Origin of the sequence: Streptomyces sp. NBC_01012 (assembly GCF_045162755.1) — a bacterium.
In the GTDB taxonomy this organism is placed as follows: domain Bacteria; phylum Actinomycetota; class Actinomycetes; order Streptomycetales; family Streptomycetaceae; genus Streptomyces.
Window position 1 is genome coordinate 4,307,384 of the sequence record NZ_CP108688.1, and the last position, 16,655, is coordinate 4,324,038.

General features: G+C 70.5%; 13 protein-coding genes. 11 read left to right on the top strand and 2 right to left on the bottom strand.

All coding sequences use genetic code 11. From position 1 onward, the window contains the following. Positions 1 to 67: 67 nt before the first annotated feature. A complete protein-coding gene (locus OG623_RS19485) occupies positions 68 to 796 on the bottom strand; it encodes a DUF4232 domain-containing protein (RefSeq protein WP_406148022.1) in 729 nt (242 codons plus the stop codon). Positions 797 to 1,199: 403 nt separating this feature from the next. On the opposite strand from OG623_RS19485, the gene OG623_RS19490 reads away from it, so the two are divergent. Then, positions 1,200 to 2,621: a helix-turn-helix domain-containing protein gene (locus tag OG623_RS19490; protein ID WP_406148023.1), complete on the top strand. Its 1,422-nt coding sequence runs from the start codon at positions 1,200 to 1,202 to the stop codon at positions 2,619 to 2,621. On the opposite strand, the gene OG623_RS19495 is transcribed toward OG623_RS19490, so the two are convergent. Then, positions 2,554 to 3,363 (bottom strand): 4'-phosphopantetheinyl transferase, encoded by an 810-nt coding sequence (locus OG623_RS19495; protein WP_406148025.1) that lies wholly within the window; start codon positions 3,361 to 3,363, stop codon positions 2,554 to 2,556. The genes OG623_RS19490 and OG623_RS19495 overlap by 68 nt on opposite strands. Positions 3,364 to 3,475: 112 nt before the next feature. Between OG623_RS19495 and fabG the strand changes: the two genes are divergently transcribed. From fabG to OG623_RS19545, 10 genes are all read left to right on the top strand, one after another. Then, entirely contained in the window at positions 3,476 to 4,222 is a 747-nt protein-coding gene (gene fabG / locus OG623_RS19500) for a 3-oxoacyl-[acyl-carrier-protein] reductase (RefSeq protein WP_406148026.1), read from the top strand. Further along, entirely contained in the window at positions 4,219 to 4,986 is a 768-nt protein-coding gene (locus OG623_RS19505) for a thioesterase II family protein (RefSeq protein ID WP_406148027.1), read from the top strand. Before fabG ends, OG623_RS19505 begins: the two co-directional genes overlap by 4 nt. A 37-nt stretch (positions 4,987 to 5,023) precedes the next feature. Further along, on the top strand, positions 5,024 to 5,959 hold the full coding sequence (locus tag OG623_RS19510) for a TauD/TfdA family dioxygenase (RefSeq protein ID WP_406148028.1): 936 nt from the start codon (positions 5,024 to 5,026) through the stop codon (positions 5,957 to 5,959). A gap of 112 nt (positions 5,960 to 6,071) precedes the next feature. Beyond that, entirely contained in the window at positions 6,072 to 6,986 is a 915-nt protein-coding gene (locus tag OG623_RS19515) for a TauD/TfdA family dioxygenase (RefSeq protein ID WP_406151918.1), read from the top strand. A 33-nt stretch (positions 6,987 to 7,019) separates the two neighbouring features. Then, positions 7,020 to 7,976 carry a beta-ketoacyl-ACP synthase III gene (locus OG623_RS19520; RefSeq protein ID WP_406148030.1) on the top strand — a complete coding sequence of 319 codons (957 nt, stop codon included), beginning with the start codon at positions 7,020 to 7,022 and terminating at the stop codon, positions 7,974 to 7,976. Between the two features lie 91 nt (positions 7,977 to 8,067). After that, the gene (locus OG623_RS19525; protein WP_406148031.1) at positions 8,068 to 8,313 is read left to right on the top strand and encodes an acyl carrier protein; all 246 of its coding nucleotides are present in this window, start codon (positions 8,068 to 8,070) and stop codon (positions 8,311 to 8,313) included. A gap of 3 nt (positions 8,314 to 8,316) precedes the next feature. After that, positions 8,317 to 9,714 (top strand): condensation domain-containing protein, encoded by a 1,398-nt coding sequence (locus tag OG623_RS19530; protein WP_406148033.1) that lies wholly within the window; start codon positions 8,317 to 8,319, stop codon positions 9,712 to 9,714. Further along, positions 9,711 to 10,724, top strand: coding sequence for a 2,3-diaminopropionate biosynthesis protein SbnA (gene sbnA / locus OG623_RS19535; RefSeq protein ID WP_406148035.1), 1,014 nt, complete (start codon positions 9,711 to 9,713; stop codon positions 10,722 to 10,724). The genes OG623_RS19530 and sbnA overlap by 4 nt, the downstream gene beginning before the upstream one ends. Continuing rightward, positions 10,718 to 11,719: a 2,3-diaminopropionate biosynthesis protein SbnB gene (gene sbnB, locus OG623_RS19540; RefSeq protein ID WP_406148037.1), complete on the top strand. Its 1,002-nt coding sequence runs from the start codon at positions 10,718 to 10,720 to the stop codon at positions 11,717 to 11,719. The genes sbnA and sbnB overlap by 7 nt, the downstream gene beginning before the upstream one ends. Before the next feature lie 55 nt (positions 11,720 to 11,774). Next, positions 11,775 to 16,646 (top strand): amino acid adenylation domain-containing protein, encoded by a 4,872-nt coding sequence (locus OG623_RS19545; RefSeq protein ID WP_406148039.1) that lies wholly within the window; start codon positions 11,775 to 11,777, stop codon positions 16,644 to 16,646. Positions 16,647 to 16,655: the final 9 nt, after the last annotated feature.

Here is a 16,655-nt window from a genome sequence, read left to right on the forward strand (position 1 = left end):
CGGTTACGGACAGCTCCGCGCCCGTTTTCGGCGTGAATGCTGTCCGTAACTTCCCCCGGCGGAGCCGTCAGTACTGGAGGGCGTCGTCCATCTCCGTCTGCCAGTGGGTGACCGTCAGGGTGCTGTCGATGTACACGGGCTTGGACAGCGGGACGTCCACCATGCCGTCCATGAACTCGGCCTTCTTGTTCTGGAAGCCGATCGCCAGGTCCTCGGCCTCGTAGCCGCCCTGGCCGCTGCCGTCGGCCGACGAGGTCGTGATGCCGGCGTAGGCGGACTCACCGGGGGAGATGGTGACGACGGCCTGCGGCAGGCTGTCCTCGATGACCGGGGGGACGGCCTGCGCGTCGGTGAACCGCAGGGCGGGGTAGTAGAAGGCATTGCAGGCCTTCGAGCCGGAGTTGGTCAGCGTGAGCAGCATGTGGTTGACCGGGCGCTTGACGCTCGTGATCGTGACCTTGGTGTTCTTGCCGTTGCAGGTGGGGAGGGACTGGGCGTCGTCGTCGGCCTGCGGCTGCTTCTTGGAGCTGTCCGCGGCGTCGGAACCGGAACCCTTGACTTCGTCCGAACCGGAACCGGCGGCTGTCTTCTCACCGGAACCCTTCGTGGAGGTGTTCGTGGCCGCGGTCGTGTCCGAGGCGGTGTCGGCCGACTCCTGGGACGTCGAGTCGGCGGCGCCGTTCTTGGGGGACGGGTCGGCGCCGCCCTCGCAGGCCGTGAGGGACAGGGCGGCGATCAGCGCGGCGGTGCCGAGGGCGGAGGTGCGGGCGGCGTGGCGGAAGCGAAGGTTGCGCATGAGAAAGTTCTCCCCGTTCGATGGTGGTTGACAGACGGATGCTCCGGGGCGCCGTTTGGCTCCCTGCGGTGCAGGCGGGTCTACTGGTCGTTGACGTGTGCTCAGAGGTGGTTGAGGAGCGTGATGATGACTGCGATGCAGATGATCAGCACCTGCACGGCCACCGCATCGGTCAAGCTGATGTCAGGTCTTGTACGCACGGCGTCTCCCGGGACAGGTGAGGGTGGGAAGTGCGGGTCGCGGAGAGCGCCGCGGCATGTCCACATCCTTTCCGTGCCTGGAATCCGGTGGCAACGGCCGACGTGGCATACGGGACGCTGGAATGCCCGAATGGCCTCTGACCTGCACGAACATAACCTGCCTGGGACGCCGTTCCGGGAAGGAACGGAAGGGAACGGTCGGGGTGGCCACAGAGATCCAGGACTTCGCGGCGTTGCTCGGGGAGCTGAAGGAGCGGTCCGGTCTCAGCTACGGGGCGCTCGCGCAGAAGCTGCACATGAGCACGTCGACCGTTCACCGTTACTGCAACGGTGAGGCCGTTCCTCATGACTACGCGCCCGTCGAGCGCTTCGCGCGGGTGTGCAGGGCGTCCTCCGACGAGCTGATGGCCCTGCACCGGAAGTGGATTCTGGCCGACGAGGCCAAGCGGAGGGGTACGCGGAAGGGGGAGGCGGCGGCGGTGGATGGAGCCGTCGCTTCCGAGGCCGTCGCTTCCGAGCCCGGTGCGTCCGGTGCGTCCGAGTCCGGTGCGTCCGAGGCGTCCGGTGCCTCCGAGCCCGCCGCCTCCGAGTCGCCCGCAGCCTCCGAGCCCGGCCCCTCCGGGACGGCGGCCTCCGACGTGCCCGCTGACGCGGCGCCCCTCTCCGAGGATGTGACGCCCGACGGGGCGCGGGGCGGTGTCGGAGCCGCTCCTCGTCGTCCCAGCAGGAGGCTGCGTGTCCTGCTCACCGCCGTGGCCGTCGTCGCCCTCACCGTCCCCGCCGCGCTCGCCTTCCGGGGCCTGGGGGGCGACAAGCCCAGCGAGGACGGGCGGGTGGACATGGCGGTCAGCCGGTCGCCGGTCGTGCCCACCGGCACGGCGAGCGTGAGCCCGAAGCCGAGCGCGAGCGCCGACGCGTCCACGAAGCCCAGCGCATCGGCCTCCCCGTCGGCGGACGGGAGCCGTAAGCCGTCGCCGGCCGCGGGTGGGCAGCCCGAGGGCGGGGTGCCCGTGAGCGCCTCCATCAGTTCGTACAACTGGGAGGAGCCCTGCGGCCAGTACTACCTGCTCGATGACGAGCCCGACAATGTACCGCCGCCGCCCGTCCCGCAGGACACCCGTGGCTGGGCGAAGGTCCTGGGCGGGGTGGACGGGGGCGCCATGAAGGTCGAGATCTCCGTCCAGGGGAAGTCGGACGAGGCGGTCGTGCTGAACGGGCTGCATGTCCGGGTGCTGGGGCGCAACGCGGCGCTCGCCCGGTCCGCGTACTCGATGGGGGAGGGCTGCGGCAGCGGGATCACGCCGCAGAGCTTCGACATCGACCTGGACGACAGCCGGCCGCGGACGAAGCCGGTGCCGGGGGAGCAGGCCGGCGAGGTCGTGCCCGCGAAGGACTTCCCGTACCGGGTGAGTTCCACGGATGTCGAGGTGTTCGACCTCGACGCGCACGTGGAGGGGCACGATGTGACCTGGTACCTGGAGCTGGAGTGGTCCAGCGGTGGCCGGAGCGGGGTCCTGCGCATCGACGACGGGGGCGAGCCGTTCCGTACGAGCAGTATCACCGCCCGGCCGCACTATCGGTATCGCTCGGACACGGCTCAGTGGGTGCCGGAGGAGGAGTTCTGACGGTGCCGGCGCGCGGGGGCAACGCGCGCGGGGGCACGGCGCGCGGGGGCACGGTGACGGCGGTGAGCAGCAGGCCGTCGCGGATCTGCCAGCGGCCGTCGAAGCCGGTCAGCGGGGGGCCACCGTCGGCCGTGGTGGTGTCCGTGACGAGCAGGGCAGCTGTGAAGGTGCCCTCGGGGCGCAGCGTGATGTGTGCGTCCTCGAAGCCGAGCCAGCGGCCGGTGAGCGGGGACCAGGCCTTGTAGACGGACTCCTTGGCGCTGAACAGCAGCCTGTCCCAGGGGATGTCGGGCCGGTCCGCGGCGAGTTCGCGCAGGGCGGTGCGTTCGGCGGGGAGCGTGACGAGGTTCAGCGTGCCCTCGTCACGCAGGGGTTCGGCCGGTTCGGCGTCGATGCCGAGGGAGGCCACCGTCGTGTCCCGGGCGACGGCCGCAGCCCGGTACCCGTCGCAGTGCGTGAGGCTGCCGACCATGCCGTCGGGCCAGCGGGGCGCGCCCGCGGTGCCCCGGAGGATCGGAGCGGGCGGCCACGCGTAACCGGCCAGTGCGGTGCGGGCGCAGTGGCGGACCGTGGCGAATTCCTGCCTGCGCTTGGCCACGGCGTCGGCGACCAGGGCCTCCTCCTCGGGGAAGAGGAAGGGCACGGCGCTGTCGTGGAAGGTGTCGACGGCTGTGACCAGCGGCGGGAGAAGCGGGTGCAGCAGGCCCGCGAGCACGGGTTCACCGGTCGGTAGCGAGGTCATGAACGGTCACGCTACCGGGGCCATCGCCCGCTCCCGATCGGTGCTGGATGCCGTATAGGCCAGATATAGCCGCTGAACGCACGCTCGACTCATTCGAACGGATGGGGGCAGCATGCCGGACCAAGACACACAGGTGGCAATGGTGACCGGGGGGTCGCGTGGGATCGGCCGGGCGGTCGCCACCCGGCTCGCACAGGATGGTTTCGACGTCGCCCTCTGCTACCGCTCCGATGACGCGGCGGCGGAGCAGGTGGAGAAGGAGATCCTGGCGACGGGGCAGCGCGCGCTGATCCGCCGGGTCGACGTGGCCGACCGTGTGGGAGTCCGGTCCTTCGTCGCGGACGTCGAGTCGGGCCTCGGGCCGGTGTCGGCGGTCGTGACCTCCGCGGGGATCACCCGCGACAGGCCGCTCGCGCTGATGTCGGACGACGAGTGGGACTCGGTGATCCGCACCAACCTCGACGGTACGTACAACCTGCTGCGCTCGGTGGTCCGTTCCATGATCCGGCGTCGCGCCGGCACGGTCGTCACCCTCTCGTCCGTGGCCGGAGTCGTCGGTAACGCGGGCCAGACGAACTACTCGGCGTCCAAGGCCGGGATCATCGGTCTGACGCAGGCGCTGGCCAAGGAGTTCGGCCGCTACGGAGTGCGTGCCAACGCGGTCGCACCGGGCTTCATCGACACGGAGATGGTCGCCGGTGTGCCGGAGGCCGTCGCGAAGGACGCCCTGACCCGCATCCCGATGGGGCGCTTCGGCACCCCCGAGCAAGTGGCGTCGCTGGTCTCCTTCCTGGCCTCTCCGCAGGCCGAGTACATCACCGGTCAGGTGGTCCGTATCGACGGGGGCATGGCGCTGTGAGTGCCCCCTCGGAGACCTGGTTCCGCAGGTATGTGCGGACGGACTCGCCGCGGCTGCGGCTGGTCTGCTTCCCGCACGCCGGCGGCAACGCCCAGCTGTTCCACGGCTGGCCCTCGCGGCTCCCCGCCGATATCGAGGTACTTGCCGTCCGGTACCCGGGCAGGCAGGAGCGGATGGACGAGCCGTGCATCGAGTCGATGGACGAGCTGGCCGACCTGATCTCCGAGGCACTCGACCCGTACGACGACCTGCCGATGGCCCTCTTCGGGCACAGCATGGGCGCTTCGGTGGCCTACGAGGTGGCGGTGCGGCAGGAGGCCGGTGCGGGCGAAGGCCCGGCGCAGGTCCTGCTCTCGGGGCGCAACGCCCCGCACCGGACGTCTCCCACGACCCTGCACAGGGCCGCCGACGACGTGCTGGTCGCCGGGGTCTCCCGTCTGGGCAGCCTGGGCGGCGACCCGTACGCGCTGCCTGAGCTGCGCGAGCTGCTGCTGCCCGTGCTGCGCTCCGACTACAAGCTCATCGAGACCTACCACCCGCACAGTCCGGTGGCGCTGCGCGCTCCGATCGTCGCGTACCAGGGCGACCGGGACCCGGGCATCTCCTACGAACAGTTGCTGGCCTGGGGCGAGCTGACGACCGGTGCCTTCGTGGTGCGGTCGTTCCCCGGGGACCACTTCTACCTCGCCCCTCGGGAGGCGGAGCTGACCGCGGACATCGCGGGGCGGCTGGCTCGGATCCCGTCCGGTCTGCGGGCCGGATAGCCGAAGGCTTCACCACAACAGCGAGAGGAGCGGCGCCGTGACGTTCTCGACGTCCTGGGCACCACTGGAGATCGAAGCGAAGGGTGAGGGCGGTACCGGCGAACTGCTGAGCCGCCTGGACGAACTGGAGCTCGGCCTGGCCGGGACCCTGGTCAAGGAGAAGGCCCTGGTCTTCCGCGGTTTCGGGATCACCCCGGAGACGCTGGACACGGCCCTGGACCGGCTGCTGCCGAACCGGCTGGCGTACGTGCACGGCAACTCGCCGCGCACCAAGGTCGGCGGGAACGTCTACACCTCGACCGAGTACCCGCAGGAATTCACCATCTCGATGCACAACGAGATGAGCTACGCCCACGCGTGGCCGTCCCGTCTGGCCTTCTTCTGCCAGGTCCAGCCGGGATCCGGCGGTGCCACCCCGGTGCTGGACGCCGAGCGCTGGCTGGCCGTCCTGGACCCGGAGGTGCGCGACGCCTTCGCCGGCGGGGTGCGCTACGTCCAGAACCTGCACGACGGCTACGGCCTCGGCAAGAGCTGGCAGGACACCTTCGAGACCAGCGAGCGCGCGGACGTGGAGGCCTTCCTGAAGGAGGCCGGCGCCGAGTGGGACTGGCGGCGTGACGGAAGCCTGCGGGTGGAGTCGCACCGGCCGTCCACGACCAAGCACCCGGTCACCGGCGCCGAGGTGTGGTTCAACCAGGCCGACCAGTGGCACCCGGCCGGTCTCGGTGACGACACCGCGGCCGAGCTCGCGCAGATCCTCTCCGAGGAGGAGCTGCCGCAGTCCGTGCGCTTCGCCGACGGCAGCCCGATCCCGCCCGAGTACGTCGCCCAGGTCCGCGACCGCGGTCTTGAGGCAGCCGTGAACGTCGACTGGCGCACGGGCGACCTGCTGCTCATCGACAACGTCCTGCTGGCCCACGGCCGGCGGCCGTTCACCGGGGACCGCCGTGTCCTCGTGGCGATGTCCGACTGAGCAGGCCCCAGGGCTGCCCGACCTCTTCGACCACGGAGCGAGTTTGACCATGACCACCATCACCTCGGAAGAGACACCCGCCGGCTGGGTGGGGAACGGAACCGTGCCCGGGATGCGACGTCCGGCGGCCCCCGGTACCGGCATCCACGACTACATCACCGAGAACAAGGCGGAGCTGCGCGAGCTGCTCACCCAGCGCGGCGCCCTGCTGCTGCGCGGATTCGAGGTCGGCGGTGTCGACGGCTTCGACGGCACCGTCCGGGCGTTCTCCGGCACGCCGCCGCTGGCGTACGCCGAGCGTTCCTCGCCCCGCAGCACGATCAAGGGCCAGGTCTACACCTCGACGGACTACCCGCCGAACGAGGAGATCTTCCTCCATAACGAGAACTCCTACCAGGCGGTCTGGCCGCGGACGCTGTACTTCTTCTGCGTCGAGCCGCCCGTCACGCAGGGAGCCACCCCGCTCGCCGACATCCGGCAGGTGCTGGCGGCCGTCGACCCTGAGGTGCGCGCGGAGTTCGAGGCGCGTGGCTGGCAGGTCGTGCGCAACTTCCACGCCGGGTTCGGAGTGCCCTGGCAGGAGGCGTTCAACACCCCGGACAAGGACGCCATCGTGGGGTACTGCAAGGAGCGCGGGATCGAGGCGGAGTGGCGTCCCGACGGCGGTCTGCGGACCACCGCCGTACGGCAGGCGGTGCACCGCCACCCGGTCACCGGCGAGGAAGTGTGGTTCAACCACGCGACGTTCTTCCACGTCAGCACCCTGGCGCCGGAGGTCGGTGCCGGTCTGCGCGCCATCTTCGCCGATGACGAGCTGCCTACGAACACCTTCTACGGCGACGGCGGGGTCATCCCCGACGAGGTGATGGACCACCTGCGTGCGGCCTACAGGTCGGCGTCGGTCCGCTTCGACTGGCAGCGCGACGACGTCCTCGTCGTCGACAACATGCTGGCCGCGCACGCGCGCGAGCCGTTCACCGGACCGCGGCGGATCGCCGTGGCCATGGCAGAGCCGTCCGACGCCTGACGGCCGACAGATCTTTGGGGAGTTGAGTCAGACATGTTCGAGACGTATGGATCACGGATCGCCGGGCTGGCCGTGTACCGGCCGGCCAGACTCGTGTCCAACGAGGAGCTGGCACCGCTGACGACGGTGTCGCCGCAGTGGATCGAGAGCCGCACCGGTATCAAGACCCGTCACCACGCCTCCGAGGAGGAGGACATGGTCACGATGTCGGCTGCCGCGGGCGAGAAGGCCGTCGTCTCCGCCGACATCGACCCGGGCGAGGTCGACCTCACGATCGTCGCGAGTGCCACCCGTCGCCGCCGTATGCCCGGCATCGCCCCCGAGGTGGCCAGCCGCATCGGGCTGCCCAACTCCGGTGCGTACGACCTCAACGCGGTCTGTGCCGGCTTCACCTACTCGCTGGCCATGGCGTCCAACGCCGTGCGGCTCGGCGAGGCGCGCAACGTCCTGGTCGTCGGCGCCGAGCGGACCAGCGAGTGGATCGACCCCAACGACCCCGACACGTTCGTCATCTTCGGTGACGGTGCCGGAGCCGCAGTGGTGTCCCGCTCGGACCAGCCCGCCATCGGCCCCGCGGTCTGGGGCAGCGACGGTGCCCGGCACGAGGTGCTCGGCATCACGGAGAAGGCCGACGGCCGCGAGTACGTCACGATGAACGGCCCGCTCGTCTACAAGTGGTCCACGGCCACCATGCCGGACGTCGCCCACCGGGCGTGCGCCGCAGCCGGGATCACCATGAAGGACGTCGACTGGTTCGTCCCGCACCAGGCCAACAACCGGATCATCAGGACGCTGGCCTCGAACCTGGACATCCCGGCCGACCGCGTCGTCAACGACGTCGTCGACACCGGCAACACCTCGGCCGCCTCGGTGCCGCTGGCGCTGAGCCGGCTCAAGGACAGCGGCCGCGCCACCCCCGGTGACAACGTTCTGCTGCTCGGCTTCGGTGCCGGCCTGACGTACGCCGGCCAGGTCGTCCGGATGCCGTAAGGCGCCCCCGAGACCCCCCTCGCACACGGATCCCCCCGCACCACACATCCCGCACACACATCCCCGCGACACACCTATGGAGACAAAGGTCATGACCAGAGACGAACTGATTGTCGAGATCATCAACCTCACGCTGCGTACCGCCCCCGACCTGGACGGCGAGGTCACCGCCGACTCCAGCTTCGACGAGCTCGGCATGGACTCCCTCACCCGTATCGACCTGCTGGCCGCGGTGGAGAAGACCTTCAACCAAACAGTTCCCGACGAGAAGGTCGGTGACCTGCTGCGCGTGTCCGACGTGGCCGACTTCCTGACTGCAAACAAGGCAGGAGTCTGACCCATGGACCACACGGACCCCATAAGCGGGGCTCTGCCCCTGTCGGTGGGCCAGGAGGGGCTCTGGCTGCTCCACAAACTGGCCCCCGACAGCGCAACCTACAACCTCGCCGGTGGTGTCCGGATGGAGCCCGCGCCGGACCCGGAGGTCCTGGCGCGGGCGGCCCGGGCGCTCACCGAACGGCATCCGATGCTGCGTTCGGTGTACGTCGAGGCCGACGGTGAACCGCGACGCGTGGTGCGGAAGGCGGGCGAGATCGGTGAACTCGTCGTCCGCGATGTACCCGACGCCGACGACGCGGAGCTCGACCGGCTCGTCAAGGCCGAGGCCGGCGCCCCTTTCAGGCTCTCGGACGAGGGGCCGTTCCGGGTGGTGCTGTGGCGCCGTCGCACGGACGCCGTGCTGCTGGCGCTCACCCATCACATCGCCACGGACGCCGTGTCGCAGTGGATGCTGTGGCGTGATCTGCTCGACGCCTACGCGGCGTTCGCCGAGGGCGGGGAGCCCGCCTGGGCGCCCATCGCCGTCGACTACGGCCACTTCGTCCAGGCCGAGCGCGATCTCCTCGAATCCTCACGCGGAGCGCGGCAGGCGGAGTTCTGGCAGGAGCAGGTCGAGGGCTCCGCGCCCGCCGAGCTGCTGACCGACAAGCCCCGGCCGGCCGTGTCCTCGTTCACCGGTGCCAGCCTCGTACGCAGGCTGCCCGACGAACTCGCCGAGCGGCTCAAGCGCGCGGCCGCGGCCCAGGAGATCTCGCAGTTCGCCCTGGCGCTCGGCTCCCTGCAGGCCCTGCTCAACCGCTGGACAGGACAGACCGACTTCCTCATCGCCTGCCCGGCATCGGTACGCCGGTCCGCCGCCAAGGACGTCGTCGGCTACTACGTCAACCCGGTGCTCGTGCGGGCCGTGTTCGACAGGAACACCCCGCTGGGCGAGGTGACGGCCGCGGCCAACGACCGCCTCAGGCAGGCGACCGCGCGCGCCACCTACCCCTTCCCGCTGGTCGCGCGGAACGCGGCCGCGGACGGACCGCTGTTCCGGGTCTCCATGACCATGGTCACCACGGACCGCTTCGGCGACGAGCTGGCCGGTGCGGTCGCCGGCGTGCCCCTCGACGTCGCCGGCCTGACCACCACGTACCTGGAGATCCCGCACCTCGAGGGACAGTGCGACATCAGCTTCGAGGTCACCCGTGACGCGCAGGGGCTCACCATCGCCCTGCGCTACGACACCGCGCTCTTCGAGCGGGCCACCATGGACCGGCTGTTCGACCAGCTCATCCGCTTCATGACCGCCGCCGGGGACACCCCCGAGCGCCCGGTCTCGCGGGTCCCGCTGACGGACGCCGCCCAGAAGCGTTCGCTGCTGGCCATGGGCAGCAACACCGGCGCCGGATCATGAAGCAACCCGTGCTCCACGGCATTCTCGACGGCGTGGGCAACACGCACCTCGTCGAGCTCGGCGGGCTGCTGCCCCGCTTCGGGTCGCGTGTCTTCGCGAAACTGGAGGCGTTCAACCCGGGCGGCAGCGTCAAGGACAGGTCGGCGCTGTCGATGCTGCTCGGCAGGATCCGTAACGGTGAACTGGTACCCGGCCGGTCCACGGTCGTGGAATCGAGCTCCGGGAACCTCGCGATCGGCATCGCACAGATCTGCCGGTACTTCGGGATCGACTTCATCTGCGTCGTGGACCCCAAGACCACCCAGCAGAACCTGGCGATCCTGCGCGCCTACCGGGTCACGGTCGAGATGGTGACCGAGACCGACCCGGAGACCCGCGCCTATCTGCCCACACGTCTGGCCCGGGTACGCGAACTGGTGGCCTCCATACCCGGCGCGTACTGGCCCAACCAGTACGCCAACCCGCTCAACCCGCAGGCCCATGTGCAGACCATGCGGGAGATCGCCGAGGCGCTGGACGGCCGGGTGGACTACCTGTTCTGCTCGACCGGCACCGGCGGCACCATGACCGGCTGCGCCCAGTACATCCGCGAGAGCGGGCTCGACACCACGCTGGTGGGCGTCGACGCGCTGGGCAGCGTGCTGTTCGGCGGCCCCTCAGGTCCCCGGCTGCTGCCGGGACACGGGGCCGCGATCAAGCCGCCGCTGTTCGACTCGACGCTGGCCGACGAGGTCGTGCTCGTCTCCGACCTCGACTGTGTCGTCGGCTGCCGGACCCTGACCCACCGTGAGGCGATCCTCGCCGGCGGCTCGTCGGGCGCGGTGACCGCCGCACTCGGGAAGATGGCCGACCGCATCCCGGCCGGCAGCAACTGCGTGATGATCTTCCCCGACCGCGGCGACCGCTATCTCGACACCATCTACTCCGACGACTGGGTGCGCGCCCACTTCGGAGAGGTCTCACATCTGTGGAACGAACCCGAACACACATTGGCGGTGGGCGCATGCTGATCATCAAGCACGGTGAAGTGGCCGGGCTGCTGGCCGGACGCGAGAAGGAGGTCATCGACCTCGTCGCCGATGCCTACCGGCGTCACGACGAGGGCCGTACGGTCCTGCCGCACTCCGTCTTCCTGCGCTTCCCCGAGCGTCCGAGGGACCGGATCATCGGTCTCCCCGGCTACCTCGGGGGTGAGAGCGAAGTCGCCGGAATGAAGTGGATCTCCTCCTTCCCCGGCAACGTCGCCAACGGACTGCAGCGCGCCAGCGCCGCCGTCCTGCTGAACAGCCTGGACAACGGACACCCCGAGGCGCTCATCGAGGGCTCGCTGATCTCGGCCCGGCGCACCGCGGCCTCGGCCGCGCTCGGCGCGCGGATGCTGCTCGGCGACCGCAGGCCGTCCGGGCTCACCCTCATCGGCACCGGGATCATCAACCGTGAGGTGCTGCGCTTCCTGGCCGCCGAGCGGCCCGAACTGGACTCGCTCGCCGTGTACGACACGGACCTGGAGCGCGCCAAGCACTTCACCGCGGACCACGCCAGGCTGCTGCCGGGCGCGAAGATCCGCCACTGCGCCACGCTCGAAGAGGCACTCGCCGCGCACGACCTGGTGTCGTTCGCGACGACGGCCGCCTCACCGCACACCGGCCTGGACGCCTGCCCGCCCGGCACCGTCGTCCTCCACATCTCCCTGCGCGACCTGACCGTGCCCGCCGTACTCGGTGCGCACAACGTCGTCGACGACACCGACCACGTGTGCCGTGAGCAGACTTCACTGCACCTCGCCGAACAGCACACCGGTGGGCGCGACTTCGTCGACGCCTCGATCGGCGCGCTGCTGCGCGGCACCGCCCGGCTGGAGCCGGAAGCAGGAAAGCCGCTCGTCTACTCCCCGTTCGGTCTGGGCGTCCTGGACCTGGCACTGGCCGGCTTCGTCCGGGACCAGGCACGAAGGAGTGGCATCGGCACCCGTATCGACGGCTTCGTACCCGCGCCGACCCCCTAGCTGCGCCGGGTCGCCGCCACTGAACGCTGCACTGATCAACACCTCTGGAGAAGAGATGTCTGTCCCGCTGCACGAACTGATCGCCCAGCAGACCGTCCGTACCCCACACGCCATCGCGGTCGACGACGCACAAGGGTCGATGACGTACGCGCAGCTGGACCGCCGCGCGAACGGCATCGCCCGGCTCCTGCGCGGGCGCGGCGTCCTCCCCGAGTCGCGGGTGGCCGTCTGCCTGCCCCGCGGGCGTGAGCTCGTCGCGGCGCTCCTGGGTGTCTGGAAGGCCGGCGCGGCCTACGTGCCGCTGGACGCGGGCCACCCGGCGGAGCGGATCGCCTGGATGGTCGAGGACAGCGGTGTGCGGACCGTGCTGACCGTCGGCGCTTCCGCCGAGGCTCTGGACGGCGTCGTGACCGATGGTGTCGTGCTGCTGGACGCCGCGGGCGGCGATGCCGACGCCGAACCCGTGGCGACGAGCCCGCAGCACGCCGCGTACATCACGTACACCTCGGGCTCGACGGGCCGCCCCAAGGGCGTGCTCGTCGAGCACGGCGGCATCGCCAACCGGGTGGCCTGGTCGGTCGCCCAGCAGGAACTCACCGCCGAAGACCGCGTGTTGCAGAAGACCGTCCTCACCTTCGACGCGGCGGCCCTGGAGCTCTTCGCGCCCCTGGTCGCGGGCGGCACCGTCGTGATGGCACCCGAGGGCGCCGAATCGAACCCCGCGCTCCTCGTACGGACGGTCGCCGACCGGCGGATCACCGTCCTCCAGGGCGTGCCCTCCGTGCTGCGGCTGCTCGCCGACGAGCCCGCCTGGTCCGAGTGCACCGGGCTGCGGCTCGTCCTGTCCGCGGGTGAGGCGCTCGACGCCGAGCTGTGCCGCAGGCTCGGCGAGCCCACCGGCGCCAAGGTGTGGAACACCTACGGCCCCACCGAGTGCTCCATCGACGTCACGGGCCAGGAGTTCGACCCCGAGCTGCACACCGAGGCGGTGCCGATCGGCCGGCCGATCGACAACATGCGGGTGTACGTGCTCGACGAGGAACTGGACCCGGTGCCGATCGGCGTCGTGGGCGAGCTGTACGCCGGAGGCATCGGCCTGGCACGCGGCTACGTCGGCAACGCCGCGCAGACCGCCGAGCGGTTCGTCCCCGACCCGCACGGCCCGGCCGGCAGCCGCATCTACCGCACCGGCGACCTCGCCCGCTGGCGTTCCGACGGCGCACTCGCCTACCTCGGCCGCGTCGACCACCAGGTCAAGGTGAACGGCGTCCGGATCGAGCCCGCCGAGGTCGAGGCCGCGCTCAACGCACACCCCGACATCCGGGGTGCCGCCGTCGGCGCGTACACCGTCGCCGGCGGGAAGCGGCTCGTCGCCCACCTGGTGGCCGCCCGCCGCATACCCAGGGACGAGCTGCGCAGCTTCCTGCGCAAGCGGCTCCCCGAGCCGATGGTCCCCGCCCTCTTCGTGCCGGTGGACTCCTTCCCGCTGACCAGCAACGGCAAGATCGACCGCAAGGCGCTGCCCGACCCCGAGCAGCCGGACACGCGGACCGCGGGCGAGGGCCCCCGGTACACCGCCCCCCGCACCGTCGCCGAACGCCTCGTGGCCGAGGTGTGGGAGCAGCTGCTCCAGGTCGAACGGGTCGGTGTGCACGACGACTTCTTCGCACTCGGCGGCTCCTCGCTCGTCCTGACCCGGCTGGCCGACGCCCTGGGCAAGGCCTCCGGCGACAGCATCCAGCTGCGCGGTCTCTTCTCGGCCTCCACGGTCGAGGCCCAGGCCAAGCTCCTGGAGGACGCACGGCCCGCCGTGCCCGAGGTGGTGCCGGTGGGACGCGAAACCCCGCTGCCGCTCTCCTTCGGACAGCACCGGCTGTGGTTCCTGGACCGCATGCACCCGGGCAGCGCGGAATGGGTCGCGCCGATGTTCCTGCGCCTGCCGCCCGGCACCGCCTCCGACACCGTGCAGTCCGCACTGGACACGCTGGAGACCCGCCACGAGTCGCTGCGCACCCGCTACGTCCTGGAGGGCGAGGAGCCCCGCCAGGTGGTGGCCGAGCCGCAGCCGGTCGAGCTGCGCGTGGTGGACGCGAGCGAGGCGGAGCTCGAAGGCCTCTTCGGCGAGCAGTTCGCCCGCGGCTTCGACCTGAGCGACGGGCCGCTGTGGCGCGCACTCCTCGTCCGGGTCCCCGTCGGCGGCCCCGTGCTCCTCGTCACGACCCACCACATCGCCGGCGACGGCTGGTCGACGGTCCTGCTGGACCGCGAGATCCGCGAGCTGTGCGCGGCCGCGGCCGAGGGCCGCACGGCGGAACTCGCCGACCCCGCGGTGCAGTACGCGGACTACGCGGCCTGGCAGGCAGCCCGGTCCGACGACGCGATCCTCGACCGCGAACTCGACTACTGGAAGAACGCGCTGCGCGGCATGCCCGAGCTGCAGCTCCACACGGACCGCGTACGCCCCGCCAGGCGTGACGGCAAGGGCGAGGGCGTGCGCTTCTCGGTGCCGGCCGGTCTCGCCGACGCCCTCAGCGGCATCGGACGGAAGCACGGAGCGACCCAGTACGCGACCCTGCTGGCCGTCTTCGCCGCACTGCTCTCGCGCCACAGCGGCCAGGACGACTTCGGCATCGGGAGCCCGGTCACCGGGCGTCTGAGGCCGGAGACCGAGGGAACGGTCGGCTTCTTCCTGAACTCGCTCGTCATGCGCTGCGACCTCACCGGTGACCCCAGCTTCGGCGAGCTGCTGGGACGCACCAAGGACACGGCCATGGCCGGCTTCGCGCACCAGGAGCTGCCGTTCGAGCGGCTGGTGGACGAGCTGCAGCCGGTCCGCGACCTGTCGCGCACCCCGCTGTACCAGGTGGCGTTCGACCTCCAGGACGAGGGAGCCACTTCGGTGGCAGCCGACGGCGTGCTGATGGACGCCTTCCAGGGCGCCTGGCGGGTGGCCAAGACCGACCTGACGATGTTCGTGTGGCGCCAGGCCGACGGCTCGCTGAACGGTGCGCTGGAGTACGCGAGCTCGCTGTTCGACCGGTCCACGGTGGAGCGTCTTGCCGACCACTTCGTACGGCTGGTGGAGGGCGTCGTCGCGGCGCCGGAGTCCTCGATCTCGACCATCGACATCACCTCGGTCCACGAGCACCGGCTCCTGCGGGTCTGGAACGACTCGGCGGTGGCGGTGCCGGAGATCGCGGTGCCCGAGCTGGTGGCACGTCGGGCCGCGGAGTCGCCGAGCGCGGTGGCCGTGGAGGCCGGCGGGCGGTCCCTGACCTTCGAGGAACTGGACGTCCGGGCCAACCGGTTGGCGCATCTGCTGCGTGCGGCGGGTGTGGGTCCTGAGTCGACGGTTGCGGTGCTGTTGGATCGTTCGGTTGATCTGGTGGTGTCGTTGCTGGCGGTGTGGCGTGCGGGTGGTGGGTTCGTTCCGATGGACCCGGTGCTGCCGGCCGGCCGTATCGCGGGCATGGTGGCCGACGCGCGGGTGACGGTCGCGTTGACGTCGAGCGAGTACGTGGACCGGTTCCCGGGTGTGGAGACGGTGCTGGCCGAGGACGATCTGTCCTCGCTGCCCGACTGGACCCCCGAGTTGGTGCTGGATCTGGATTCGGTGGCGTACACGGTGTTCACGTCGGGTTCGACGGGGCGGCCGAAGGGTGTGCAGGTTTCGCATCGGAGTCTGGTCAATCATGTGGACTGGGCGGTGCGGGAGTTGGTGGCGTCGGGTTCGGGTGGTGCGCCGGTGTTCTCGTCGGTGGCTTTCGACCTGGTGGTGCCGAATGTGTGGGCGCCGTTGGCGGCTGGTCAGCGTGCGTGGCTGTGGGACGGTGAGCTGACGGAGCTGGGCGGGAGTCTGGCGGCTGCGGGTCCGTTCTCGTTCATGAAGCTGACGCCGGGGCATCTGGAGGTGCTGTCGGGCCAGCTGTCGGATGACCAGATCCAGGCGCTGACCTCCCGCGTCGTGGTGGCGGGTGAGGCTCTGCCTGGCGGTCTCGTCGAGCGCTGGCGGGTCCTTCTCGGTGAGGGCCGGGTGCTCAATGAGTACGGTCCGACCGAGGCGACGGTGGGGACGTGTGTGTTCCCGCTGGTCGAGGCCTTCGAAGGCGTAGTCCCGATCGGGCGTCCGCTGCCGAACATGCTCATGCGCGTCCTGGACGCAGGCCTTCAGCCGGTGCCGGTGGGTGCGGTGGGTGAGCTGTTCGTCGGCGGTACGGGTGTGGCACGCGGTTACGCCTACCGTCCTGGTGCGACGGCTGAGCGTTTCGTGCCCGACCCGTACGGTCCGGCCGGCACGCGTCTCTACCGCACGGGTGACCTCGTCCGGTGGCGTGGTGATGGTGCGGTCGAGTTCCTGGGCCGTATCGACGATCAGGTCAAGGTCCGCGGTTACCGCATCGAGCTCGGTGAGATCCGTGCCGCGCTCATCGCACGCCCTCAGGTCACCGACGCCACCGTCGTGGTGTCGGAGGACCAGCGGCTGATCGCCTACGTCGTCGGTACGGGTATCGAGGGGCTGGCTGATGAGCTCGGGGCGTCGCTGCCCGAGTACATGGTCCCGTCGGTCTTCGTCGCACTCGATGCACTCCCGCTGACGGCCAACGGCAAGATCGACCGGCGTGCTCTCCCCGACCCCGAGGCCACGACCGCGGACGCGTTCATCGCGCCCCGCACGCCCACCGAGGAGCGCATCGCGTCCATCTGGCGCGATCTGCTGGGCAAGGAAGCGAGCGCCCAGGACAGCTTCTTCGACCTGGGAGGCCACTCCATCCTGGCCGTCCGGCTGGTCTCGCGCCTGCAGAACGAGTTCGACCTGGACCTGCCGATGCGCGTCGCCTTCGAGAGTCCGACGATCGCGCAGCTCGCGGTCGAGATCGAGGACCGGATCAGGGCCGAGATCGACGCCGTACTCACCGAGTCCCTCTGATCCCGTCGA